The sequence below is a fragment of the Gammaproteobacteria bacterium genome, assembly GCA_015709635.1.
Lineage (GTDB): Bacteria > Pseudomonadota > Gammaproteobacteria > Burkholderiales > Nitrosomonadaceae > Nitrosomonas.
The window spans coordinates 378,266-400,853 of the sequence record CP054180.1; the positions used below are offsets into that span (position 1 = coordinate 378,266).

25 protein-coding genes are annotated in these 22,588 nt (G+C 52.6%); 16 read left to right on the forward strand and 9 right to left on the reverse strand.

Annotated elements, in window-relative coordinates:
• The first annotated feature begins 1 nt into the window (after position 1).
• Entirely contained in the window at positions 2-595 is a 594-nt protein-coding gene (locus HRU78_01725) for an HpnM family protein (GenBank protein ID QOJ24866.1), read from the forward strand.
• Positions 596-603: 8 nt separating this feature from the next.
• Here HRU78_01725 and HRU78_01730 read toward each other — a convergent pair whose 3' ends face one another.
• From HRU78_01730 to purM, 4 genes are all read right to left on the reverse strand, one after another.
• On the reverse strand, positions 604-1,878 hold the full coding sequence (locus tag HRU78_01730) for an RsmB/NOP family class I SAM-dependent RNA methyltransferase (protein QOJ22519.1): 1,275 nt from the start codon (positions 1,876-1,878) through the stop codon (positions 604-606).
• Between the two features lie 75 nt (positions 1,879-1,953).
• Entirely contained in the window at positions 1,954-2,673 is a 720-nt protein-coding gene (locus tag HRU78_01735) for a DUF3108 domain-containing protein (protein ID QOJ22520.1), read from the reverse strand.
• On the reverse strand, positions 2,670-3,308 hold the full coding sequence (locus HRU78_01740) for a phosphoribosylglycinamide formyltransferase (protein QOJ22521.1): 639 nt from the start codon (positions 3,306-3,308) through the stop codon (positions 2,670-2,672). The genes HRU78_01735 and HRU78_01740 overlap by 4 nt, the downstream gene beginning before the upstream one ends.
• A 24-nt stretch (positions 3,309-3,332) precedes the next feature.
• Positions 3,333-4,394, reverse strand: coding sequence for a phosphoribosylformylglycinamidine cyclo-ligase (gene purM, locus HRU78_01745; GenBank protein QOJ22522.1), 1,062 nt, complete (start codon positions 4,392-4,394; stop codon positions 3,333-3,335).
• Between the two features lie 73 nt (positions 4,395-4,467).
• On the opposite strand from purM, the gene HRU78_01750 reads away from it, so the two are divergent.
• The 9 genes from HRU78_01750 to HRU78_01790 all read left to right on the forward strand — a co-directional run bounded on the left by HRU78_01750 (position 4,468) and on the right by HRU78_01790 (position 11,786).
• The gene (locus HRU78_01750; GenBank protein QOJ22523.1) at positions 4,468-4,629 is read left to right on the forward strand and encodes a hypothetical protein; all 162 of its coding nucleotides are present in this window, start codon (positions 4,468-4,470) and stop codon (positions 4,627-4,629) included.
• Positions 4,630-4,656: 27 nt separating this feature from the next.
• Entirely contained in the window at positions 4,657-5,511 is an 855-nt protein-coding gene (locus tag HRU78_01755; GenBank protein ID QOJ22524.1) for a cysteine protease, read from the forward strand.
• Positions 5,512-5,903: 392 nt separating this feature from the next.
• Positions 5,904-7,298: an aspartate aminotransferase family protein gene (locus tag HRU78_01760; GenBank protein ID QOJ22525.1), complete on the forward strand. Its 1,395-nt coding sequence runs from the start codon at positions 5,904-5,906 to the stop codon at positions 7,296-7,298.
• An 8-nt stretch (positions 7,299-7,306) separates the two neighbouring features.
• The gene (locus tag HRU78_01765; GenBank protein ID QOJ22526.1) at positions 7,307-8,371 is read left to right on the forward strand and encodes an AI-2E family transporter; all 1,065 of its coding nucleotides are present in this window, start codon (positions 7,307-7,309) and stop codon (positions 8,369-8,371) included.
• Positions 8,372-8,414: 43 nt separating this feature from the next.
• Positions 8,415-9,092 carry a DnaA regulatory inactivator Hda gene (gene hda, locus HRU78_01770; GenBank protein ID QOJ24867.1) on the forward strand — a complete coding sequence of 226 codons (678 nt, stop codon included), beginning with the start codon at positions 8,415-8,417 and terminating at the stop codon, positions 9,090-9,092.
• Positions 9,089-9,751, forward strand: a complete 663-nt coding sequence (locus tag HRU78_01775) for an HAD family hydrolase (protein ID QOJ22527.1) — start codon at positions 9,089-9,091, stop codon at positions 9,749-9,751. Before hda ends, HRU78_01775 begins: the two co-directional genes overlap by 4 nt.
• A 141-nt stretch (positions 9,752-9,892) precedes the next feature.
• Positions 9,893-10,147, forward strand: coding sequence for a helix-turn-helix transcriptional regulator (locus HRU78_01780; GenBank protein ID QOJ24868.1), 255 nt, complete (start codon positions 9,893-9,895; stop codon positions 10,145-10,147).
• Positions 10,137-11,405 (forward strand): type II toxin-antitoxin system HipA family toxin, encoded by a 1,269-nt coding sequence (locus tag HRU78_01785; protein ID QOJ22528.1) that lies wholly within the window; start codon positions 10,137-10,139, stop codon positions 11,403-11,405. The genes HRU78_01780 and HRU78_01785 overlap by 11 nt, the downstream gene beginning before the upstream one ends.
• 126 nt (positions 11,406-11,531) lie before the next feature.
• Positions 11,532-11,786 carry a helix-turn-helix transcriptional regulator gene (locus tag HRU78_01790; protein ID QOJ22529.1) on the forward strand — a complete coding sequence of 85 codons (255 nt, stop codon included), beginning with the start codon at positions 11,532-11,534 and terminating at the stop codon, positions 11,784-11,786.
• Positions 11,787-11,945: 159 nt separating this feature from the next.
• Here HRU78_01790 and HRU78_01795 read toward each other — a convergent pair whose 3' ends face one another.
• The 3 genes from HRU78_01795 to HRU78_01805 form a co-directional block, all read right to left on the reverse strand.
• The gene (locus tag HRU78_01795) at positions 11,946-12,629 is read right to left on the reverse strand and encodes an SAM-dependent methyltransferase (GenBank protein ID QOJ22530.1); all 684 of its coding nucleotides are present in this window, start codon (positions 12,627-12,629) and stop codon (positions 11,946-11,948) included.
• Between the two features lie 241 nt (positions 12,630-12,870).
• Positions 12,871-14,379, reverse strand: a complete 1,509-nt coding sequence (gene lysS / locus HRU78_01800; protein ID QOJ22531.1) for a lysine--tRNA ligase — start codon at positions 14,377-14,379, stop codon at positions 12,871-12,873.
• Between the two features lie 135 nt (positions 14,380-14,514).
• Positions 14,515-15,720 (reverse strand): diguanylate cyclase, encoded by a 1,206-nt coding sequence (locus tag HRU78_01805; protein QOJ22532.1) that lies wholly within the window; start codon positions 15,718-15,720, stop codon positions 14,515-14,517.
• A gap of 266 nt (positions 15,721-15,986) precedes the next feature.
• Between HRU78_01805 and HRU78_01810 the strand changes: the two genes are divergently transcribed.
• The 5 genes from HRU78_01810 (at position 15,987) to metW (ending at position 20,249) form a co-directional block, all read left to right on the forward strand.
• On the forward strand, positions 15,987-16,391 hold the full coding sequence (locus tag HRU78_01810; protein QOJ22533.1) for a PTS fructose transporter subunit IIA: 405 nt from the start codon (positions 15,987-15,989) through the stop codon (positions 16,389-16,391).
• Positions 16,381-16,650: an HPr family phosphocarrier protein gene (locus HRU78_01815; GenBank protein QOJ22534.1), complete on the forward strand. Its 270-nt coding sequence runs from the start codon at positions 16,381-16,383 to the stop codon at positions 16,648-16,650. The genes HRU78_01810 and HRU78_01815 overlap by 11 nt, the downstream gene beginning before the upstream one ends.
• Positions 16,647-18,374: a phosphoenolpyruvate--protein phosphotransferase gene (gene ptsP / locus HRU78_01820; GenBank protein ID QOJ22535.1), complete on the forward strand. Its 1,728-nt coding sequence runs from the start codon at positions 16,647-16,649 to the stop codon at positions 18,372-18,374. The genes HRU78_01815 and ptsP overlap by 4 nt, the downstream gene beginning before the upstream one ends.
• A gap of 121 nt (positions 18,375-18,495) precedes the next feature.
• Complete coding sequence (locus HRU78_01825; GenBank protein QOJ22536.1) at positions 18,496-19,623, forward strand: homoserine O-acetyltransferase; 1,128 nt, start codon at positions 18,496-18,498, stop codon at positions 19,621-19,623.
• Between the two features lie 8 nt (positions 19,624-19,631).
• Positions 19,632-20,249, forward strand: coding sequence for a methionine biosynthesis protein MetW (metW, locus tag HRU78_01830; protein ID QOJ22537.1), 618 nt, complete (start codon positions 19,632-19,634; stop codon positions 20,247-20,249).
• A 33-nt stretch (positions 20,250-20,282) separates the two neighbouring features.
• Here metW and HRU78_01835 read toward each other — a convergent pair whose 3' ends face one another.
• Entirely contained in the window at positions 20,283-21,113 is an 831-nt protein-coding gene (locus tag HRU78_01835) for a ferritin-like domain-containing protein (protein QOJ22538.1), read from the reverse strand.
• Positions 21,114-21,250: 137 nt separating this feature from the next.
• Here HRU78_01835 and HRU78_01840 point away from each other — a divergent pair, with 137 nt between their 5' ends.
• A complete protein-coding gene (locus tag HRU78_01840) occupies positions 21,251-21,673 on the forward strand; it encodes an acyl-CoA thioesterase (protein QOJ22539.1) in 423 nt (140 codons plus the stop codon).
• 27 nt (positions 21,674-21,700) lie between these two features.
• On the opposite strand, the gene HRU78_01845 is transcribed toward HRU78_01840, so the two are convergent.
• A complete protein-coding gene (locus HRU78_01845) occupies positions 21,701-22,567 on the reverse strand; it encodes an HDOD domain-containing protein (protein QOJ22540.1) in 867 nt (288 codons plus the stop codon).
• Between the last annotated feature and the right edge of the window lie 21 nt (positions 22,568-22,588).

Below are 22,588 nucleotides of genomic sequence, written 5' to 3' on the forward strand. Positions count from 1 at the left end.
GATGCTGGCACTACTATTACCCATCTCAGCGGGATTCAGTGCACCCGATCCGGGATCCGAAACCCCTGAACAGGTGATCGGCCACTTACAATCCTCGTTACTGCAAGTCATGCAGGAAGGGGAAAAATTGGGTTACGAGGGGCGTTACAAATTTCTCGAACCGGTCATTGATCAGTCACATGATATTGATCTGATTATCAAGACGATATTAGGCGCAACCTACTGGTCGCAAATGGATAAAGCGCAGCAAGACTTGATTACCGCTACTTTCCGTCAACTCAGTATTGCCACTTATGCCGGACGCTTTACCCATTTTGAGGGAGAACAATTCAAGATCGTGGAACAACGACCGTTACCGCGCGAGCAAACGCTGGTGCGCAGTCAATTAACGAAGTCCGACGGTGGTGCTGTTAATTTCGATTATGTATTGCATCAAGTGGAAGGGCGCTGGCGAATTGCCAATATCCTGTTTGACGGCGTGAGCGATCTGGCCATAAAGCGCGGGGAATATCGTGCTGTTCTGCAACGAGATGGTTTTCCTGCATTGATCGAATTGCTGAAAGAAAAGATAACGCTGGCCCAGCAGCATAGTTAATAACGAGATTATTTTTCCAATTTTTCTTTCTCGGTGCGAGTCAATGCAGCTGCAAAGAAACCGTCTGTCTGATGCCGTTGCGGCAATAGTTGCAGAAATTCTCCGGTGTCCAGTGGTATTTTTTGTTGCGCCAATAATTCCGAGCAATTCAGCAGGATAAATTGCGGGTGCGTAGCCAGAAAATCGCTGATAATGGCTTGGTTTTCTTCCGGCAGAAGACTGCACGTCGCATAGACTAACCGTCCTCCGGGTTTGAGCAAGCCGGCGGCGGCAGAAAGAATAGCCGCTTGTTTTGTTTTGAGTTCTTCGATGCTGTGCGGGGATTGACGCCATTTCAAATCGGGATTGCGCCGTAAAGTGCCGAGGCCGCTGCAGGGCGCATCCACCAATACGCGATCTATTTTTCCGGATAATCTTTTGACTTTGCTGTCATTCTCATTGGCGATGCGCTGCGCATGCAAATTCGACAAGCCGGAACGTTTGAAACGGGGTTTTAGATTGTTTAGCCTTTTTTCCGAAACATCAAAAGCATAAAGACGCCCTTTTGAATTCATCAAGGCGCCCAATAACAGCGACTTGCCGCCGGCTCCGGCACAGAAATCGACAACCATTTCCCCGCGTTTCGGCGCTAGCAAGTAGCCAAGTAATTGGCTGCCTTCATCCTGCACTTCTATTTTTCCCGATAAAAAAAGCGTATGGCGATTGATGGCAGGTTTTCCGCTCAAGCGGATACCGCATGGAGAATAGGGTGTTGCTTGTGCCGTAATACCTTCTTGCTGGAATATTTCGAGAATTTCATTGCGCTTGGCAAGAATGGTATTAACTCGCAGATCCAGCGGTGCAGGCTGTTGCAGGGAAAGCCCCAACTCGAGGATATCGCTATCCGGCATACCCGGTTGCAATTTTTCCACCAGCCATTGAGGGAATTCGGCGCGGATAGCCAATGGTTGCGTGTCCGGTTTACTGGCTTTGATTTCCGCCAGCCACTTGACTTCGGTTTCGCTGATCAGCGGCGTCAATTCACGCAAATTCATTCCTTGAAATTTGACCAGGTAAGCGAGCACCAAAGCGCGCGGTGTTAATAGTTTTATCAGGCTTTCAAGGAAAAAGCGGTGGCGTAAAATACCAAAAACGGTTTCGGCGATGAAGGCTCGGTCTTGTGCGCCAAGCATGGGATTGTCCCGGAAAAAATGCCGCAAGATGGTGTCGGCAGGATATTCCAGCGGCAGCACGGTACGCATGGCGGCAACGGCTGCATCCAGTTGAGGGTGTGTTAAATGCATTGAATTCCGGTGTAAGTGATATGTGATGTCAGTGACGGGATTAATTAAGACCGCTCTGAAATGTTCGGCGCTTCCTTAATGTTCGGTTTTATAGCTGATATTGACTTCGGTTACCATTTTCTCGATTTCGCGACCATTATCTTCTACCGAGACGATGCGCACGGGCAACATGTGGTTGTTCAATGCCAGCCATAATTTCCGCTTGAGCTTGGAGTGCTTTTCTTCCTGCCGGGTTAGCACCACCGTTTCCATTTTCCCGATCGGTGTATCGAGCGTTTCTTTCGTAATGGTGTAGCGCGATAACTGCAGGGTATCGCCATTGATGATATGGCGCTCTACATGATGTTTGGGGAGTGCGGTGAACATGAAATTGTACGACATGCTGAGACGATCCAGCGTGCCGTCCGGCATTATTTCCTTTGTCTGATGTCCTTTATGATGGAGTGTAATGACATGATTCTTCCAGTCGAATTCGGCCACACTGGGTTTCTTCTGGCCGCGTTTTTCGTAAGCGCGCGCCGGCCGCAATCCCTTCTGGGTGATGAGCCCTTCACTGTGGCGTATGATGCTGTTGGGTTCAATGAGCTTAAATACGCCGGTGGCTTGCGCTTTGCTGTTGATCGAATAATGCGCTTTGCCCTCGATGTGTTTGATCACTATGACCTCATCGATTTCGCCTTCGCCGATATCGGTCGTCACGGCGTACTTGATTTCGATGCGCGACGGCAGATCCGTTGCCATCACCCCGGTGCTGATGAACAACCCTAACAGGAGAAAGAATGGTGCAAATTTCATTCCGCTAACCCTGGCGAATAAAGTGCAGCATCGCTGACGCTGGAGCCGATCACTTCAATCTGATTTCCGCTCAACCGGATGCGATCCTCCATGAACCAGCGCACCGCTTGTGGGTAAATGCGATGTTCCTGCGCCAACACGCGGGCAGCCAGTGTTTCTTCGGTATCGCCGGGTAATACCGGGATGGCGGCTTGAATGACAATCGGACCGTGATCCAATTGCATCGTGACAAAATGGACTGTGCAGCCATGAATTTTGATGCCTTCTTGCAGTGCTCGCGCATGTGTTCCCAATCCGGGGAATGCGGGCAATAAGGAAGGGTGGATATTCATTAACCGGCCTTGATAGCGTTGTACGAAGCGATCGCTTAGTATACGCATGAAGCCCGCCAGTGCAATCAGTTTCGGCTGGCAAGCGTCAATTTTTTCCGCTAATGCCACATCGAAGCTTTGCCGGTCCGGGAAAGCGCGATGGTCGAGAACGATGGTTTCGATGCCATGTTGCCGCGCGATCTCCAGCCCCGATGCATTCGCGTTGTTGCTGATGACGGCGATGCGTTCCACCGGCAATTTTGCTTCCAGCAGCGCCTGCATATTGCTGCCGCGGCCGGAAATCAGAATGACCAAAGACTCCATGGGTTATAGCCGGAAAATAGCGGCTTAAACCAGAACCGTCGCGGCTTGATCGGCCGCGCGCGGCTTGATTTCACCAATCCGCCAGACAGTTTCTCCCGCTGTGCGCAAACTGCACAGCGCACTTTCCGCGTGCTCGGGTGCGACCACGACAACCATGCCGACGCCGCAATTAAACACGCGCGCCATTTCATGATCGGCGACATTACCTTGTTGCTGCAACCAATGGAACAACGGTGGCATTTCCCAGGCATCCCGGTATAAAACCGCCGTAAGCTGATCGGGTAAAATGCGCGGCACATTTTCCACCAAACCGCCACCGGTGATGTGCGCCAGGCCCTTGACTGGTAATTGATTGATCAGCGCCAGCAGCGGTTTGACGTAAATGTGCGTCGGCGCCATGATGATATCGGCGAGCGGTTGGCCGTGAAAACTGGTGGACAAGTCGGCGTGACTATGTTCAATAATCTTGCGGATCAGCGAATAACCGTTGGAATGCGCGCCGCTGGAGGCGAGCCCCAGCACAATATCGCCCGCTTGTATCGTGGCGCCGCTGATAATCCGGTCTTTCTCGACCACACCTACGGCAAACCCGGCCAAATCGTATTCGTCATGCGGGTACATACCCGGCATTTCCGCCGTCTCCCCGCCGATCAACGCGCAACCGGCTTGCTCGCAACCCGCGGCGATGCCGCCTACCACCTGAGTTGCCGTCTCTACATGCAATTTGCCGCAAGCGAAGTAATCCAGGAAAAACAGCGGTTCCGCGCCTTGCACCAGGATATCGTTGACACTCATCGCCACCAGATCGATGCCGATGGTGTCGTGCCGCTTGAGCTGGAAAGCCAGCTTCAGCTTGGTGCCTACGCCATCGGTGCCGGACACCAGCACCGGGTTTTGGTATTTCTTGGAAATTTCAAACAAAGCGCCAAAACCGCCGATTCCGGTGAGCACCTCGGGCCGCAGCGTGCGCTTGGCCAACGGCTTGATATTGTCAACCAGCCGGTCTCCCGCGTCGATGTCGACCCCGGCATCCCGGTATGAGAGTGGCGTTGTTGTGTGCGAATGATCGGATTTGGATGAGGTCAAGTTGGATTCTCTTGCGGTTAAAAATGAGCGCAGTTCACAAAGAGTGCGATTTTACCGCAAATGAGAGAAGCGCATGCTGCGCACCGATAAAAATCTCCGTTTTGTAATTGTAATTTACTTGGGAATTGCTCGAAGCGGCTCTGTATTTTGCTATTCCACCGATTTCACTTATACTCAAAAGGCGTTTGAAGTAAAAGAAGTTCATTCAGTATACGGTTTTGCAAAAGTAGATTGATCAACGTACTTTTATGGGAGAATGAAGATGAAAACAATTCATGGTCGTGGCCTTGGTTGGCATAGAGACTTGCCCGATATGCGGGATCATACCCAATCGACAGAAGCGATTGCGAAAGTTCTGGCAAAATCATCAGCCTTGAAGAAAGCGGTGAAGGCTTTGCCGGCATCGGTCGATCTGCGCAAATACTGTTCGCCGATCGAAGATCAAGGGCAGCTCGGTTCGTGTACCGCGAATGCCGGTGTGGGCATGGTCGAATACTTTGAACGCCGTGCGTTTGGCAAACATGTCGATGCATCGCGGTTGTTTTTATATAAAGTCACGCGGCAGCTGCTGGGTTTTACCGGCGATGACGGCGCTTATCTGAGAGATACCATGAAAGCGCTGGTACTGTTTGGTGTTCCACCGGAAAAATACTGGCCCTACGATATCGCCCGTTTCAATGACGATCCTTCCGGTTTTTGCTTTTCATACGCGCAAAATTATCAAGCGATTAAATATTACCGCCTGGATCCGCCCAATACCCCGACAGCGACCGTGTTGAAAAACGTCAAAACAAGCCTGGCAGGAAATCTTCCCGCGATGTTCGGTTTTTCCGTCTATAGCTCGATGCCGCCCGGCGGTGACGGCAAAGGAGAAATTCCCTATCCATCCAGCGGCGATACCCTGGAAGGCGGCCACGCCGTGCTCGCGGTCGGTTATGACGATCAGAAGAAAATCGGCCCTACCAAAGGCGCGCTCCTGATCCGCAATTCGTGGGGAACCGGCTGGGGTGATCATGGTTACGGCTGGCTGCCGTATGCGTATATCGAGAATGGCCTGGCGGATGATTTCTGGTCGCTGGTCAAGGCGGAGTTTGTCGATAGCGATTTGTTTAAATAGTTTTGTCCGCGCCCGCCCATTGGTTTTCATGGGCGGGCTACCGCGAAGACCTGCATGCTTCCTCGCTTGATCACCATATCCCAATCAACCCGGTTTGATTCTGTGTTATGCAGCCGGTGATTCTGAACAAGCTTCACGCGCCGGTTAAATTTCAATTGTCTTCCCGGCAAAATCCTGCTCCGCTGTCAATGTCACCATAATGCCTCACAATAATGATAAATAACGCATTGTGCATTTTTGGCAGCAAAAAAAAGCGGCGGAGTGGTATGATCTGCGCTTATTTTATTTGCAGTGATATCGACGCAGAGTGATGTCGTTTTTTTTCTTTCAGGGAACCCGTAGATGCTAACCACCAGTTCAGCTGGTGGCTTTTTTTGACGCAGAGGCCATTCATGTCTTTCAGTATTGCCGATTTGTTATCGCAACATCGCACCGACAAATTCGATTTACACGACCATTATCTGAATGCGCAAATGGTCAGGGTGCTGAAAACGATCGGCTATGACCGCAATTATCAGCGCGCGCAAGGGCAATATTTGTACGATGATCAGGGTAACGAGTACCTCGACTTGCTGAGCGGCTTCGGGGTTTATGCGTTTGGCCGCAATCATCCGGTCATCGTCAATGCATTGAAAGAAGTGTTGTCGCTGGAGATGCCCGATCTGGTGCAGATGGACGTGTCGATTCTGAGCGGTTTGCTGGCCAAGGAGATTCTGGCTACGACGCCGGATAACCTGGAGCGTGCGTTTTTTTGCAATTCCGGTACCGAGGCGGTGGAAGCGGCGATCAAGTTTGCGCGTTATTTTACCAAGCGTAACCGCATCATCTGCTGCGATCACGCCTATCACGGACTGACGATGGGGGCATTGTCGCTGAACGGCGAGCAGATTTTCAAGGATGGTTTCGGGCCGTTGCTGCAGGATTGCGGTTCGGTGCCCTTCAACGATCTGGCCGCTTTGGAGCAAGCGCTCAGCGGCCGTAACGTCGCGGCGTTTGTGGTCGAACCGATTCAGGGCAAGGGCGTCAACATTCCGGATGATAACTATCTGCCTGAGGTTGAGCGGTTGTGCAGGAAATACGGCACGCTGTTCGTCGCCGACGAAATTCAAACCGGCTTGGGGCGCACCGGTAAATTCTGGGCGGTTGAGCATTGGGGCGTGAAGCCCGATATGATTTGCATGGCCAAGGCGTTGTCCGGCGGGTTCGTTCCGGTCGGTGCGGTGGCGATGACGCAACCGATCATGGAAAGCGTGTTCAACCGCATGGATCGCGCGGTGGTGCACGGCTCCACGTTCTCGAAAAACAATATGGCGATGGCGGCGGGTCTGGCCAGTCTGGAAGTCATCAAAGCCGAGAAGCTGGTCGACAACAGCGCGCGAGTCGGCGCGGACATCATCGGACGGATTAATGCCATGACCGGTCAATATGAGTTCCTCAAGGAAGCGCGCGGCAAAGGATCGATGATTGCGGTGGAATTCAAATCGCCCAGCAGTTTCTCACTGAAAGCCGCGTGGATGATGCTGGAAGCCGCCAACAAAGGACTGTTTTGCCAGATGATCACGATTCCATTGTTCAAGGAACACCGCATCCTGACGCAAGTGGCCGGACATGGCATGAATGTCATCAAGTTGTTGCCGCCATTGATTCTGTCGCAGAAAGATTGCGACCGCATCGTCGGCGCGCTGACCAAAACCATCGCCGATACGCATCAAGTGCCGGGTTCGATCTGGGAGCTCGGTAAGAACCTCGCCAGTCACGCATTAAAAACGAAGGCCGGGCAAAGTTGAGGTTACGCATGAATACGGAACGTTCCGACGGCTTGCATTATCTGTGGTGGCTGGCGCTGGTGTGCGTGTCGGGCGGAGTGCTTTATCTGCTGAGTCCGATTCTGACGCCTTTTTTACTGGCTGCGGTGATTGCGTATATTTGCAACCCGATCGTGACACGCATGGCAAGCCACAGACTGTCGCGCACCGTCGGCGCGATACTGGTGATGCTGTTGTTGTCCGGTATGTTTGTGGCATTGATTTTTATCATGGTACCGCTGTTTGAGGAAGAAGCCAGGCGGCTGATGGATAAAATGCCGGTGTATCTGGATGTACTGAAGAATCACGTGATGCCGTGGCTGGAAGCGCGATTTAACATCAGCCTGCAGCCCGATATGAATGTGCTGAAACAGGCGATATCGGAACACTGGCAAAGCGCCGGCGGAGTGGCGGCAAAAGTGCTGCCATCACTGACCAGCGGTGGCATGGCGATTGTCGAGTTTCTGGTCAATATGTTGCTGGTGCCGGTGGTGCTGTTTTACCTGCTGCGTGATTGGGATATGTTGATCCAACTGATCGATGAAATGATTCCGCGGTACTGGCATCAGCAAATTTCGGTACTGGCGCGCGAAACGGATCAAATTCTCGCGGAATTCCTGCGCGGCCAGTTGTCCGTCATCGTGCTGATGAGCATCTGTTACATCACCGGGCTGTGGCTGGCGGGACTGGAGTTTGCATTGCCGATCGGCTTGGTCGCCGGTATTCTGGTTTTCGTACCGTACCTGGGCATGATTGTCGGTTTGACGCTGGCGACATTGGCTGCTGTGATGCAATTCCAGGACTGGAGCGGAATCATTCCGGTGTGGATCGTATTCGGCGCCGGTCAATTGCTCGAAGGCATGCTCTTTACCCCTTGGCTGGTGGGAGACCGTATCGGTTTGCATCCGGTCATGGTGATCTTCGCCTTAATGGCGTTCGGTCAATTATTCGGTTTCTTCGGCATCCTGCTGGCGCTGCCGGTGAGCGCCGTGTTGCTGGTGTGGTTGCGTCATCTGCATCAGCATTATCTGGTCAGCAATTTCTACAAATCATAGCCGCTGCCGGTTTAGAGTCCGGCGATTACCTTGAATCCCGATGATGCAACAATTGCTGCTCGACATTCTGCCGTCGCCGCTGCCCACGCTGGAAAATTTCCAGCCCGGGAGGAACATCGAGTTGCTGCATATGCTGACCGGCATTGTGTCAGGACGGGAACAGGATCGTTTCGTTTATTTGTGGGGCAGTCCGGGCAGCGGTAAAAGCCATTTGCTGCAAGCCAGTGTTGCCGCTTATACCCAAAGCAACCGGAAAGCGGTATATTGCTGCGTCCAAAATGGCAGTGAATTTGTTTTCGATAACGGCATGGATTGCATTGCAATCGACGATGTCGATCGTCTGGATCCGGCGGGGCAGATCGCCTTGTTCAATTTGTATAATCAGTTGCGCGACGATGGCCAGACCTTCTTGTTGCTGAGCGGGGCAGTCGCGCCGATGTATTTGAATTTGCGCCAGGATCTGGTGACGCGCCTGGGATGGGGGCTGGTGTTCCAGGTGCATGAATTAACCGAAGAGGAAAAGATTCAGGCGATGAAAACGCATGCCGCGGATCGCGGTTTTGACATCTCACAGGAGGTTTGTTTTTATCTGTTACGGCACGGGCGGCGCGATTTACCGTCGCTGATGATGACGCTGGACACATTGGACCGTTATTCGCTGGCCCAGCAGCGTCCGATCACCATTCCTTTATTACGAGAATTATTACAGGTGACCTCATGAATTTAGCATTATTTGATCTGGATAACACGCTGATTGCGGGTGACAGCGATTTTCAATGGGCGCAATTTTTGATCGAGAAAAAAGCCTTGGACCGGGAATTGCACGAAGCGAAAAATATCGAGTTTTACGAGCAATACAAAGCAGGTACGCTGGATATTCACGAGTTTTTGGATTTTCAGCTCAAGCCGCTGGCACGCCACTCGCGCGCGCAGCTCGAAACCTGGCGCAAGGAATTCATGACAAAAAAGATCGCCCCGCTGATCGCACCCGGCACGCGCGAATTAATCGAACGGCACAGGCTGGATAACGATCTGTGCATTATCATTACCGCCACCAACAGTTTTGTCACCGCGCCGATCGCACAAGCGCTCGGCATCGAGCATTTGATCGCGACCGAGCCGGAAGAGAAAGACGGCGAGTTTACCGGTAAGGTGTTCGGCACACCATCGTTCCGCGAAGGCAAAATCGAACGGCTGGAGAAATGGCTCGATGCGCACAATCTGACCTGGCTGTCGTTCCTGCGCAGCTGGTTTTACAGCGACTCGCTCAATGATCTGCCGTTGCTCAGCAAAGTCACGCACCCGGTCGCCGTCGACCCCGATCCGACATTGAAAAGCCATGCTGAGAGAAACAACTGGCCGATTATTAGTTTGCGTTGATGGAGTGAGTTGGCAATTGATGGTTTAGGGAGATACAGATGAGTTGAAGCATAATTTTTCCCGATCAGGAAAATTAACTTGCTCAAATGCACTCTTTGTTTCATAATTTCCCGAACGGGAAAAATAGACAAAGCGAAATTCATGATCCGCATCCACAGCACTCAATCGCTCGGGCCCGCTTTGCGCACGGCACGCAAGCAGCTTGGCCTGACGCAATCCCAACTGGCTTTGGCAGCCGGTGTCGGGCTACGTTTCATAGTCGATCTCGAAGCGGGAAAGCCCACGTTGAGACTTGAACAGGTTCTGCGGGTCATTGATGCCTTAGGCGGTGAAATCGTTCTTACGGGCCTGCCGGAACAATCTGCGGTGATAAAGATAGACAGCGATGGTGCATGAACTCGAGGTCTGGCTGTTTGCCGATCATGTTGGCACCTTGTCGCTACAGGAGGGGCGGCTCAGTTTCCGCTACCGTGAAAACTGGCTCAATCGTCCGGAAGCCGTCGCGCTGTCTTGCTCGCTCCCCTTGCAATTGGATGCATTCGACGACATCCATGCGCGCCCATTCTTTGCCGGCCTGCTTCCTGAGGGTCATCTGCGCCGCTTGATCGCGCAGCAATTTCAGGTATCGGGTCAGAACGACTTTGCCTTGCTCGATCACATCGGCGGAGAGTGTGCCGGAGCCATTACGTTTCTGCCGCCCGGAACAGCCCCGTTACTGCTCGGGGATGATTACGTTCAGTGGCTGGACGATGGTGAGCTGGTTGCCATCCTTGATGAATTGCCTCGCCGCCCGATGATGGCTGGCAAGAATGGCTTGCGGCTATCATTGGCCGGTGTGCAAGATAAACTGCCGGTTGTTTTTGACGGGCAACGCATTGGCCTGCCGCAAGGAGGGCAACCCAGCACCCATATCCTGAAGCCACCCATTCATGGTGTGGAAGATAGCGTTACCAATGAAGGCTTCTGCCTGACTCTGGCCCGTGCCATGAAGCTGCAAGCGGCTCAAGCGCAGATCCGAACCATCGCTGGCCGCCGCTTTCTGCTGGTGGCGCGTTATGACCGGCAAGACGGCACGCAAGGCCGCGTAGCACGCCTGCATCAGGAGGATTTTTGTCAGGCGCTGGGCGTGGCGCCCGAGACGAAATATCAAAACGAAGGGGGCCCCGATCTTGCCGCATGCTTCAGCCTGTTGCGCCATGTTACCCGGCCTAACGCACCGCAGGTGCTGAGTCTGCTCGATTACGTGGCGTTCAACGCCTTGATCGGCAATCATGACGCGCATACCAAGAATTTCTCCTTGCTTTATACCGCCAAGTTTCCGGTACTGGCGCCGCTGTACGACACGCTATCGACGGCGGTATACCAGACCCTCACGCCCAAGATGGCGATGAAGATCGGCAGCAAATACAAGTTCAGCGAGGTGCAGGTCCGTCACTGGGATCAGTTCGCAGAGAACGCTGGCTTAGGCCGAGCCCAAACCCGCAAGCGCATTATGGAGCTGGCACAGAGCCTGCCGAAGACCGCTCGCCAGCTTCAATCGCAAAAGGAACTTGGATTCGCTGACTCCCCCTTGGTCGAGCACATTATTGCATTGATAGAGCAACGAGCTGCGCTGACGGTGCATCGGCTGACCGAGCCGCAAGGAGAGGCATAGCAATGGATAGAATGGCTACCGGTCTTCGCGGCTAAACCAACAGTACCGGGTTATTTATAAAATCAACAACGATGAAGTTTATGTTCTCGTTGAGCAAATCTCACCGCACGATTACCGGAGGAAAAAATGAACGAATATCAACTGGCAAAAAAAACATGCGACGTGTCAGTCGGCGAATCGGTAAAAATTATCCGCGAGCTCCAAGGATTAAGCCAAAACGAACTGGCTGTACTCACCAGCATTCCGCGGTCGACCCTCTCTGTCATCGAGCATGACAAAATCAACTTGGGAATTGAGCGCGCCAAAATATTGGCTAAAGCCCTCAAATGCCACCCTGCGGTACTGGTTTTCCCTGGGTGGGATATTGAAGCCGCTGCATAACGCTCCTGCACAGTGGGTGATGTTGGGCTTTCTTCGGCAGCCCAACCGCGCTGGTTTTTCATTCATCGCCACACAGTGAACCTCCATTCGTGATGCTAACGATGAAGGTCGGAGGCAGGCGGATAGCGCAGCTGGCCAACTGTCCGTTGGATCGGATTGTTAGACATGGCGGATGAGTAGCATTTCATTACCATCCCGCTGAAATTCATAAGGGACACGGCGCACTTCGGTTACGAAGCCCTGATTGTTGAAGGATTGAATGACGGCTTCCAGATAGGGAGATCTTTTGCCGTCAAGCGTGAGTAACGGAAAAATTCTGACTTCGTGAGCCACACGCAGCATTTCGGTAAGGGCTTGGAGGTGGAAGCCGAGCTGTAACTGTACGCTGTACAGAAACAGGAAGTGGGACGACAAGGCGAGATCGAAGGTACTGTCTTCAAATGGTAATAAGGGCAATTCTCCTGCGATGTAGCGACCTTGCGTCTTTCCGACTTCGTAGTCTGACAGGAAGGAACTCATGGCAGACATGCGGACGTAGCCGAGTTCTTCGATAGACGAAATAGAGGTCCATACATAGTCAGCATGATTCTTTCGCATCTGAGTCATCACCGTTTCATAGGTTTCGGCGATGCGATTCTGAATTTGGTTTGTGTCGAAGGCGTATATGGGATCGATTGAAACGATGGTTCCTGTGCGCCTCGTAAACTCTGCATTGAATGCAGCGGGACCGTCGCCGCAGCCAAGAATCCGTAATTGTTGGTCGGCCTCGGTCAGGCCGAACATGGCCATATATTCACAGTAAGAGCGCCCCCAAGGGACGATTCGGTCGAGTGCGAATCCCATGAGCGATCAGAGAATGTCTAACTACAATTAGTCAGATAACTAAGAAAGCAAAATCTTCATAAAACTGTTCATCTTCATATGGTTCATTAAAAACCAATCCACTAAACCGGCTAATCTTTTTACCACTACCTAAAATTTCACGGATCATACTTCAGTCAGTTTTCCGTATCCTCTACGATAATAAAATTCCTAGTCAAGCCCTATAGAACTTAACCTCAAATGCGAATAATTCAGCATTTTCCTAATCCTCCCGCCGCAACTGCGGAAACAGAATCACGTCGCGGATGCTCGGGCTGTCGGTCAACAGCATGACCAGCCGGTCGATGCCGATGCCTTCCCCGGCGGTCGGCGGCAGGCCGTATTCCAATGCGCGGATATAATCCGCGTCGTAGTGCATGGCTTCGTTATCGCCGGCATCCTTGGCTTTGGCTTGTTCCAGAAAGCGCGCCGCTTGATCTTCCGGATCGTTCAGTTCCGAGAAGCCGTTGGCGATTTCGCGTCCGGCGATGTACAGCTCAAAGCGGTCGGTGATTACGGTGTTGTGGTCGTTGCGCCGCGCCAGCGGTGAGACTTCCGTCGGATAGTCGACAATAAATGTGGGCTCGAACAGCAAATGCTCGGTAGTTTCGTCGAACAGTGAAAGCTGCAAGCCGCCGATGCCGTCGTGCGGGTTGTGATGAATGCTGAGTGCTTGCAGTTTGTTGATCAGGAAATTGCGGTCATTTAATTGCGCGTCGGTGTATTCCGGGTGGAACTTCCGGATTGCTGCGGTGATGGTGAGCCGGGCGAACGGTTGCGCCAGATCCATGGTTTTGCCCTGATACGTGACTTCGGTCGTGCCCAGTACTTTGTACGCGATTTCCGCCAGCATTTTCTCGGTGAAGTCCATCAGGTAAGTGAAATCCTGGTAAGCCTCATAGAACTCCACCATGGTGAATTCCGGATTATGCCGGGTGGAGATGCCTTCGTTGCGGAAGTTGCGGTTGATTTCAAACACCTTTTCCATACCGCCGACCACCAGCCGTTTCAGGTAAAGCTCGGGCGCGATGCGCAAATACAGTGCCATATCCAGCGCATTATGATGCGTGGAGAACGGTCTTGCCGTGGCGCCGCCGGGAATCGGGTGCATCATCGGGGTTTCGACTTCCAGGTAGCCGCGTGCTACGAAAAATTCACGCATGGCTTGGATAATTTTCGAGCGCGCCGTGAACACCTTGCGTGTGTCTTCATTGGTGATCAAATCGAGGTAACGCTGGCGGTATTTTTGTTCCTGATCGGCCAAACCGTGAAATTTTTCCGGCAGCGGGCGCAGCGATTTGGTCAGTAACTGCAAATCCGTGACGCGGATCGACAGCTCGCCGGTTTTAGTTTTGAACAACGTGCCTTGCGCACCGAAAATATCGCCCAAGTCATGGTGCTTAAACGCTGCGTGCACGGCTGCGCCGGTGTGATCGTCCGATATGTACAACTGAATGCGTCCGCTCATGTCCTGGATCGTGGCGAAACTGGCTTTGCCCATGACGCGCTTCAGCATCATCCGCCCCGCTACTTTAACTGCAACCGGCGCTTCTTCCAGTTGTTCCTTCGATAACGCATCGTAGTGCTGATGCAGTTCCGCCGCGACATGTTCACGCCGGAAGGTGTTCGGGAAAGCATTGCCTGTCTGACGCAGTTCGGACAATTTGGCACGGCGTTCGGCAATGATCTGGTTTTCATCCTGAGGAGCGGTCGATTGATTTTCCTGGGTCATGTTCTTGTTTACGAAGGTGTGGGATCGAGTTAATCGGTTGATTTGTCATTTGGGCGCTCATTATACGCCGCAAGCGGAAATTTCGTGATGCCGTGTTTTCCTGACTGCGCGGACGAGAGCAAACGGTACTCACTATTACTGCGCGATTTCGACCCGGTTGCGGCCTTTATGCTTGGCTTGGTAAAGCGCCTCGTCGGCACGTCGTAAAAGCGAATTCTCATCCAATTCCGCTTCGTTTGTGGCGATAGCCACGCCCAGGCTGATGGTTACCGGGACTGATGTTTGCCCGGCGTTGATTGCTTCGCTGGCAATGGCAGCACGGAATCTTTCCGCGGCTTTGATTGCGCCTTCCTGATTATACGGCGAGATAATCGCCAGAAACTCTTCGCCGCCGTAGCGTCCGATGTATTCACGCGAGCGGGCCGATTGCGTCAGGCGATAGGCGATTTCACATAGCACGGCATCGCCGATGAGATGGCCGCAGGTATCGTTGATGGTTTTGAAGCGATCGATGTCGATCATAATCACGGCAATGCCGAATCCGCCGCGTTTGGCGCGCAAAATTTGTTTACGCAGGATATCGAAGATGGCGGGGCGGTTGAGCAAGCCGGTCAACGCATCGTGCGTGACGCGCTGTTCCAGTGATTTCTTTTGCGCGATAAGCTGCTTGTTGAGTTTGATGCCTTTGTAGAGCTGCGTTTTTTCAACGATGACGGCCAATTGGCTGGCGATTTGCAGCGATAAGTCCTTGTGCAAGTTTTTGTACGAGTTTTTTTTGCGGCAGGAAAAGAAAATAAAGCCGATCGGTTTGCCGGCGGCAATCAAAGGGCAAATCAGGCAGGAGCGGATACCTTCCCGGAAAATCGCTTGCGCCAGCCTGGATTCGGTATGTTTTTGCAAATGAACGGTTAAATCATCGATGATCTGCATTTGGTTGAGGTCGATGAGTGCATGCAAACTGCGGTCGGATAACGGAATCGACAGGCCGGTGACTAATTCCAGCTTGTCGTAACTGGCGCGCGACCAGTGCAATTTAAGCTTGCTGCCGTCATTTTCGAGCAGAGCCAGGCTGATCCGGTCGTAAGGCAAATGTTCCTGGAAAGATTCATAAATGTGATTCAGTACATCGATCAGTTGCAGGTTGAGGTTGCACTCGACCATGATTTGGTACAAAGACTGGTTTCTTTCCGCTTGTTTTTGCAGGTACGAAGATAGTTCTTTGAGCGATTTTCCCAAGTGGCCGATATCGTCGTCCCCGACCGGAATATCCGGCACAAAATCACCGCGGGCCATCGCTTCAGCCGCTTTACGCAAAGCCAGGATCCGGTCGTTTTTTTTCATTTTTTCCAAACCCGCTAAAATCGTGACGCATCTCAGGCCACTCTATCCGGATATCCGTTTCCGTAACCCATTACACCCGGCTTTGAGTGATTCGCAGGGTATTAATTCAGGAAATAATATAACGTATTCAGCGATCGAATAGTTGGATATCATCAACGGGAAAAATTTTTCCGGTAATTCCCGGCAATACGGGATATGGAAGGCACAGTCAATGCTAAAATCCCCGGCTGAATATTTTTAAAATCAAACTACAAAGTGATCGCAGCATGATTGGAATTTTAGTTCTCACGCATGAAGACCTGGGCGAGCATCTGATCCGCTGCGCTAGCCATGTGGTCGGCATGAAACCGCCGCAGTTGATGGCATTGGGCGTTTTTGTCCAGGATGATCCCGATGCGCTGCTGGTCAAGGCGCGCGACATGATCCGGCAACTGGACAGCGGCGACGGGGTGCTGGTATTGAGCGATATGTTCGGCGCGACGCCGTGCAATATCGCCTGCCGTCTGGCGCAGCCGGGCAAGATCGAATGTCTGGCGGGTGCCAACTTGCCCATGCTGGTGCGGGTGTTGACTTATCGCAACGAGCCGTTATCGGTCGTGGTCGAGAAAGGAATGAGCGGCGGTCAGCACGGGGTGATGCAAATCAATGCGGGATCTTCTCATGCAAATTAAAGAAGTCGAAATTGTCAACAAGCTGGGATTGCACGCGCGTGCTTCTGCCAAGCTGACCAAACTGGCCAGTCAATTCAAATGCGAAGTCTGGGCGACGCGCAATAACCGCCGCGTCAATGCGAAAAGCATCATGGGGGTAATGACGCTGGCGGCCAACAAAGGCTCGCGCATCCAGCTCGAAACCACCGGTGACGACGAGATTGATGCGATGGCGGCGCTGGTGGCGTTAGTCGAAGATTTTTTTGGCGAGGGCGAATGAGCTTTATTCTGCAAGGCATCGGCGTATCGGAAGGCATCGCCATCGGGCATGCCCATCTGGCCGCGCCGGCCGCGTTGGAGGTGATGCATTACCTGATCCCGAAGCATCAGGTGGAAAAAGAAATTGCCCGGCTCGATAGCGCTTTCGGCGTTGTGCGCAAAGAGTTTGAAACATTGCAGAAGTCGGTCGCCGACGGGCATGCGCGCGCCGAGTTCAGCGCATTCCTGGATTTGCATTTGATGATCCTGGACGATCCGACGCTATCGGAAGCGACCCACAGCATGATTGCGCAGACATTGTGTAACGCGGAATGGGCGCTGACACAGCAAATGCAAGTGCTGCTGGCACAGTTTGAGGAAATCGAGGATGCCTATCTGCGCGAACGCAAAGCCGATGTCATCCAGGTGGTCGAGCGTGTGCTCAAGGCAATGCTGGGACATCCCGGCTATTTGCCGGTGGCATCGCGGCTGACCGGCGACAGCATTCTGGTGGCGCATGACTTGAGTCCCGCCGACGTGATGCAGTATAAGCAGCATCAATTCACCGCCTTTCTGACCGACCTGGGCAGCCAGACGTCGCATACCGCGATTGTGGCGCGCAGTCTCAACATTCCTTCGATCGTGGCGTTGCATCACGCGCACCAATTGATTCTGGAGAACGACTGCCTGATCGTCGACGGCACGCATGGCATCATCATCGTCAATCCGGACAAGTACGTTCTCGATGAGTATCGCTTGCGGCAAAGCCAGCTCGAACTGGAAAGGAAAAAGCTGCAACGCATCAAGAGCATTGCGGCCATGACGCTGGACGGCACGCTGATCGATTTGCACGCCAACATCGAACTGCCGGAAGATATCGTGCAAGTCAAAGAAAGCGGTGCGACCGGCATCGGATTGTTCCGCAGCGAATTCTTGTTTCTGAATCGCGACGACTTGCCGGGCGAGGACGAGCAATTCGAGGCGTACCGCACCGTTGCCGTCAAAATGCACAAGCAGCCGGTGACCATCCGTACCTTCGATCTGGGTGCGGACAAAAACCTGAAAGGCAGCGAACAAGTGGCGGCTAACCCGGCGCTGGGGTTGCGCGCGATCCGCCTGAGTCTGGCCGAACCGAAAATGTTCCACACGCAGTTGCGTGCGATTTTGCGCGCTTCCAAGTACGGCGACGTGCGCATTCTGGTGCCGATGCTGTGCAATATCGCGGAAATCGAGCAAACGCTGATTCATATTGAATATGCCAAGCAGTCGTTGCGCGATGACAAAATTGATTTTGACGAGCACATCAAAGTCGGCGGCATGATCGAGATTCCGGCGGCGGCGTTGAGTCTGGATATGTTCATGCGCAAACTGGATTTTCTGTCGATCGGCACCAACGATCTGATTCAGTACACGCTCGCGGTTGATCGCATCGACGATACCGTGGCGCATTTGTACGATCCTTTCCATCCCGCCGTATTATGGCTGGTGTCGCACATTATTTTGAGCGCCAAACGCGCCAAGGTGCCGGTGTCGATTTGCGGGGAAATGGCGGGTGACAAGCAGTTCACGCGGCTGTTGTTGGGCTTCGGTTTGCAGCAGTTTTCCATGTATCCGGCACAGTTGCTGACGGTGAAAAACCAGATTTTGAAAAGCCATTTGCCTGACATTATTCCGCTGGCGCAAAAAATCATCAAAGCGGAGCAACCGGAAAAGATCGTCGCGTTGCTGGCAAAGTTGAACGATTGAAAATTCTCGGGCGTGTCGAATCGGAGTTTTTCAATAGCCTGCTAGTGTACGCGGTTTTTTTGGCGATATAATGAAGCCGATATATTGCGTTATTTCATCCGGATTCTTCTAATCTCTATACATGCAAGATTCAAAATCAGTCGGTGCGGTAACACCGCAGTACGTGCAAATCGATAAGCCGTTGCAATTGAAGAGCGGAATGTCGCTGGAGAGTTATCACCTGGTGTTTGAGACCTACGGGCAGTTGAACGCCGCGCGCTCCAATGCGATCCTGATTTGCCATGCGCTTTCCGGCAACCACCATGTGGCCGGTGTGTATGCCGAGAATGAAAAGAGCATCGGCTGGTGGGACAATATGGTCGGTCCCGGCAAGCCGATCGATACCAACCGTTTTTTTGTCATCGGCGTGAACAATCTCGGCGGGTGTCATGGCTCCACCGGCCCGGCCAGCATCGATCCGCGCACCGGCAAGCAGTATGGCGCGAATTTTCCCGTGGTGACGGTGGAGGATTGGGTCGAAGCACAGGCGCAATTGGCCGAGCATTTGGGGATCGAACAATTTGCTGCAATCGTCGGCGGCAGCTTGGGCGGTATGCAGGCGATGCAGTGGACGCTCGATTATCCGGAAAAAGTGCGTCATGCGCTGGTGATCGCGGCAGCGCCCAGATTGACCGCGCAGAATATCGCGTTCAACGATGTGGCGCGTCAGGCGATCATGACCGATCAGGAGTTTTACGGCGGCAATTTTTATGCTTACGACACGTTACCGCGACGCGGCCTGCGGCTGGCGCGCATGCTCGGGCATATCACCTATTTGTCCGATGATTCAATGGCGGCGAAATTCGGCCGCAGTTTGCGCAAAGGCGAGCTGTCTTTCGGCTTCGACGTGGAGTTTGAAATCGAATCGTATTTGCGCTACCAAGGCGACAAATTCGCCGATTTGTTCGACGCCAACAGTTATCTGCTGATGACCAAGGCGCTGGATTATTTTGATCCCGCCGCGGCGTACAATGGTGATCTGAGTGCGGCATTCCGGGCCGCCAAAGCGAATTTCCTGGTGATTTCATTTACCTCGGATTGGCGTTTCGCGCCGCAGCGCTCGCAGGAAATCGTCAAAGCGCTGTTGGACAACGAACTCAACGTGAGTTACGCGGAAATCAACTCCAGTCATGGCCACGACTCGTTCCTGATGGAGCCGTCCTGTTACCATCAACTGGTGCGGGCGTATATGGACAATATTGCAATCTAAGTAGAAATATGATGGATAACTCGACACCTTCCACCCTTGCATTACGCCCGGATTTCGCCGCTATCGCCGAGTGGATCAAGCCCGGTGCGAAAATACTCGATTTGGGCTGCGGCGACGGTTCATTACTGCGCTATTTGCGCGACACGCGCAATGTGTTCGGGTACGGCGTGGAAATCGACGACGCCAATCTGCTCAGTTGTTTCCGCAACGGCATCAACGTCATTCAGAATGATCTGGAGGCCGGATTATCCGGTTTCGAATCGGACTCGTTCGATTATGTGATTTTGTCGCAAACGCTGCAGGCCATGCGGCACACCGAGGGCATCATTGAGGAAATGCTGCGCGTCGGTAAGGAAGGTATCGTCTCATTTCCCAATTTCGGTAACTGGAAAAACCGCATGCAAGTCATTTCCGGTCATATGCCGGTGTCGGAAACACTGCCGTACCGCTGGTACGATACGCCGAATATTCATCTTTGCACCCTGAATGATTTTGAAGAACTGTGCCAGCAATGCAACGCGCGCATTCTGGAGCGCAAGGTGATGAGCAATCATTATCGTCCGGTAAATTTTTTGCCGAATCTGCGCGGCATGCTGGCGTTTTATCGCTTTGAACGGCGAATGTAATTTTTGATTTTCTTGGCGGTTGGTTACCGTCATTCACGGTGCTGTGTTTCCGCCATGCGCTTTGCTGATTCCCATTTGTTCCAATGCTTTGAGTTCTGTCGCGGAAAAACCTGCTTGTTGTCTCGCTTCGTAATGGAAAGGACCGCAAATCTGTCCGGGAAAGTGTTGTCCGATCAGTTCGCGGAATGTCTGCGTGGCATCGAGTCCGCGTTGCTGGCATAAATACCGGAACCAATGCGAGCCGATGGCGACATGCCCGATCTCGTCGCGCCAGATGATTTCCAGCGCTGCCACCGTCTCCTCATCGCCCGCTTGGCGCAATCGCCGGATCATGCCGGGCGTCACGTCCAGTCCTCTGGCTTCCAACACGCGCGGCACCAATGCCATGCGTACCAACGGATCAAACGCCGTGCGCACCGCCATATCCCACAAACCGTTGTGCGCCGGGAAGTCGCCGTAATCGCTGCCGAGCCCGTTCAACCGTTGACGCAGCAATTGAAAGTGATGTGCTTCCTCAGCGGCGACTCTGATCCAGTCCTCATAGAATTGCCGTGGCAGGTTACGAAAACGATACACCGCATCCCATGCCAGATTGATGGCGTTGAATTCGATATGTGTCACCGCATGAATCAAAGCGGCTAATCCGTCTTTCGTGTCCAAGCGGCGTTTCGGCACATCGCCGGGCGCCACCAACACCGGTTTGGCAGGGCGACCGGGTTCTGCAATCGGTTTAGGCTGGTCTTCGGATTCCAATGCTAATAATCCATTTTTCCAGGCTTGTGCGGTTTGTCCGGTCAAGCGCAGTTTTTCTTCAACTTCACAAGCCGCAAGACAGCGTTTGGCGGTGTCGAACAAGGATTGCATACCGGTTTATTTCGGTTCTTCGAAAGCTGTCTGAGAAAAAGAAGGTCGGGTTTTAATCAAAAACGTTATTATATCTTTGCCGGGTGCGTGAATGTATGCGCACACTCCCGATAAAACTCATACGAGCGAAAACAATTATGCCCGATATTCCTTACGATCCTTCATTGCATGTTGCATTACCGGAAGGACAACCGGTCTTACGCACCGTGCCGATGCCGGCAAATACCAATTATGCCGGCGATATTTTCGGCGGCTGGATCATGTCGCAAGTCGACATGGCAGGCAGCATTCCCGCCATCCGCCGTGCCCGCGGCCGAGTCGTGACCGTGGCGGTGAATTCCTTTGTATTCAAACAACCGGTATTCGTCGGCGACCTCGTCAGTTTTTACGCCAACATCGTCAAAACAGGGCGCACCTCGATCACCGTCAATGTCTCGGTCTACGCGCAGCGCGGTGCGCGCGAAGGTTGCAAGGAAGTCTGTATCAAAGTGACCGAAGCGGTGCTGACTTATGTAGCGATTGACAGCAACCGGCGGCCGCGGGCGGTGGGGGAGGAATAATGGGGGCTGATGAGTGATTTCAGCATCTCAACAAGCATGTAAAGAAAGCGCCGGGTTTTGAGCAGCTTCGGGTTGCTTATTGGCGCCGACGATGGTCATGATATCGCAGGCCTGCATATGCAGAAGTTTGGCTATATTTTCATAATCGTCCGGTAATGCCGCATTATCCCAGCCGTTTGCGGAATGCCGCGCTAAATTTACAGCCAGTATGACATTGCGTACCCTTTGCAAATTTGAGTTGTTATCATCCATGAGCATGATTAATAATTCCGGCAATCTCCATTTGGTCGCGAGCTCCAGTTGCAGTTGATATAAGGAGAAACCGAGCACTTTTTCTTGCGCGATGGTGCTACGAAGTGTTTTGTCCTGTTTTTGCAATTGGTTAATTTTTAACATCTCGGCAGGTGAGAAGCACCACATAAGCATTTCGGCGATATCGTGCAATAACGCAGCCAGCCGGATTTCCGCGAAATGCAAATCGTGCAAACGGACTGCCCAGTCAAAAGCGTAAGTGGAAGCGAGATTTGCGCGGTGCGTGGTTTTTAGCAGATAGACCAGCGCGCTCATATTGCCGCGCCCCAGAACCTCTTCGACCAAAGGTTTGGCGGGTATTTTCTTCAGCGTATTGTCAAGGCCGAGCATCAATGTGATTTGTTCGACTTCCATCACATCGTGTGCTTGAGTCCGATGCTTGTGTTGCTGCATGTAGCGCAACAGCTTCACCGTCATGAGCGGATCATTTTTCACGACTTGAGCAAGGCTGCGTGCAGTGAGGTGTTGTTCATCCTGCTGGAGAAGCGCCAGATTGCGTGCAGTCTGCTTGAGAACAGGAATTTCTGCTGTGGTAAGAAAATTAACCCAATCAGATAATTTTCTTTGATTTTGTTGTAGCATTTTGAACTCCTGAATTTGATT

Coding starts and splice junctions, on each gene's coding strand:
- HRU78_01735 (QOJ22520.1), bottom strand. CDS start 2,673: ATGAAATTTGCACCATTCTTTCTCCTGTTAGGGTTGTTCATCAGCACC.
- HRU78_01765 (QOJ22526.1), top strand. CDS start 7,307: ATGAATACGGAACGTTCCGACGGCTTGCATTATCTGTGGTGGCTGGCG.
- HRU78_01785 (QOJ22528.1), top strand. CDS start 10,137: ATGGTGCATGAACTCGAGGTCTGGCTGTTTGCCGATCATGTTGGCACC.
- HRU78_01810 (QOJ22533.1), top strand. CDS start 15,987: ATGATTGGAATTTTAGTTCTCACGCATGAAGACCTGGGCGAGCATCTG.
- HRU78_01760 (QOJ22525.1), top strand. CDS start 5,904: ATGTCTTTCAGTATTGCCGATTTGTTATCGCAACATCGCACCGACAAA.
- HRU78_01805 (QOJ22532.1), bottom strand. CDS start 15,720: ATGAAAAAAAACGACCGGATCCTGGCTTTGCGTAAAGCGGCTGAAGCG.
- HRU78_01780 (QOJ24868.1), top strand. CDS start 9,893: ATGATCCGCATCCACAGCACTCAATCGCTCGGGCCCGCTTTGCGCACG.
- HRU78_01755 (QOJ22524.1), top strand. CDS start 4,657: ATGAAAACAATTCATGGTCGTGGCCTTGGTTGGCATAGAGACTTGCCC.
- HRU78_01840 (QOJ22539.1), top strand. CDS start 21,251: ATGCCCGATATTCCTTACGATCCTTCATTGCATGTTGCATTACCGGAA.
- HRU78_01815 (QOJ22534.1), top strand. CDS start 16,381: ATGCAAATTAAAGAAGTCGAAATTGTCAACAAGCTGGGATTGCACGCG.
- HRU78_01790 (QOJ22529.1), top strand. CDS start 11,532: ATGAACGAATATCAACTGGCAAAAAAAACATGCGACGTGTCAGTCGGC.
- HRU78_01730 (QOJ22519.1), bottom strand. CDS start 1,878: ATGCATTTAACACACCCTCAACTGGATGCAGCCGTTGCCGCCATGCGT.
- HRU78_01795 (QOJ22530.1), bottom strand. CDS start 12,629: ATGGGATTCGCACTCGACCGAATCGTCCCTTGGGGGCGCTCTTACTGT.
- HRU78_01825 (QOJ22536.1), top strand. CDS start 18,496: ATGCAAGATTCAAAATCAGTCGGTGCGGTAACACCGCAGTACGTGCAA.
- ptsP (QOJ22535.1), top strand. CDS start 16,647: ATGAGCTTTATTCTGCAAGGCATCGGCGTATCGGAAGGCATCGCCATC.
- HRU78_01750 (QOJ22523.1), top strand. CDS start 4,468: ATGCTGCGCACCGATAAAAATCTCCGTTTTGTAATTGTAATTTACTTG.
- metW (QOJ22537.1), top strand. CDS start 19,632: ATGATGGATAACTCGACACCTTCCACCCTTGCATTACGCCCGGATTTC.
- hda (QOJ24867.1), top strand. CDS start 8,415: ATGCAACAATTGCTGCTCGACATTCTGCCGTCGCCGCTGCCCACGCTG.
- HRU78_01775 (QOJ22527.1), top strand. CDS start 9,089: ATGAATTTAGCATTATTTGATCTGGATAACACGCTGATTGCGGGTGAC.
- HRU78_01740 (QOJ22521.1), bottom strand. CDS start 3,308: ATGGAGTCTTTGGTCATTCTGATTTCCGGCCGCGGCAGCAATATGCAG.
- HRU78_01845 (QOJ22540.1), bottom strand. CDS start 22,567: ATGCTACAACAAAATCAAAGAAAATTATCTGATTGGGTTAATTTTCTT.
- HRU78_01725 (QOJ24866.1), top strand. CDS start 2: ATGCTGGCACTACTATTACCCATCTCAGCGGGATTCAGTGCACCCGAT.
- HRU78_01835 (QOJ22538.1), bottom strand. CDS start 21,113: ATGCAATCCTTGTTCGACACCGCCAAACGCTGTCTTGCGGCTTGTGAA.
- lysS (QOJ22531.1), bottom strand. CDS start 14,379: ATGACCCAGGAAAATCAATCGACCGCTCCTCAGGATGAAAACCAGATC.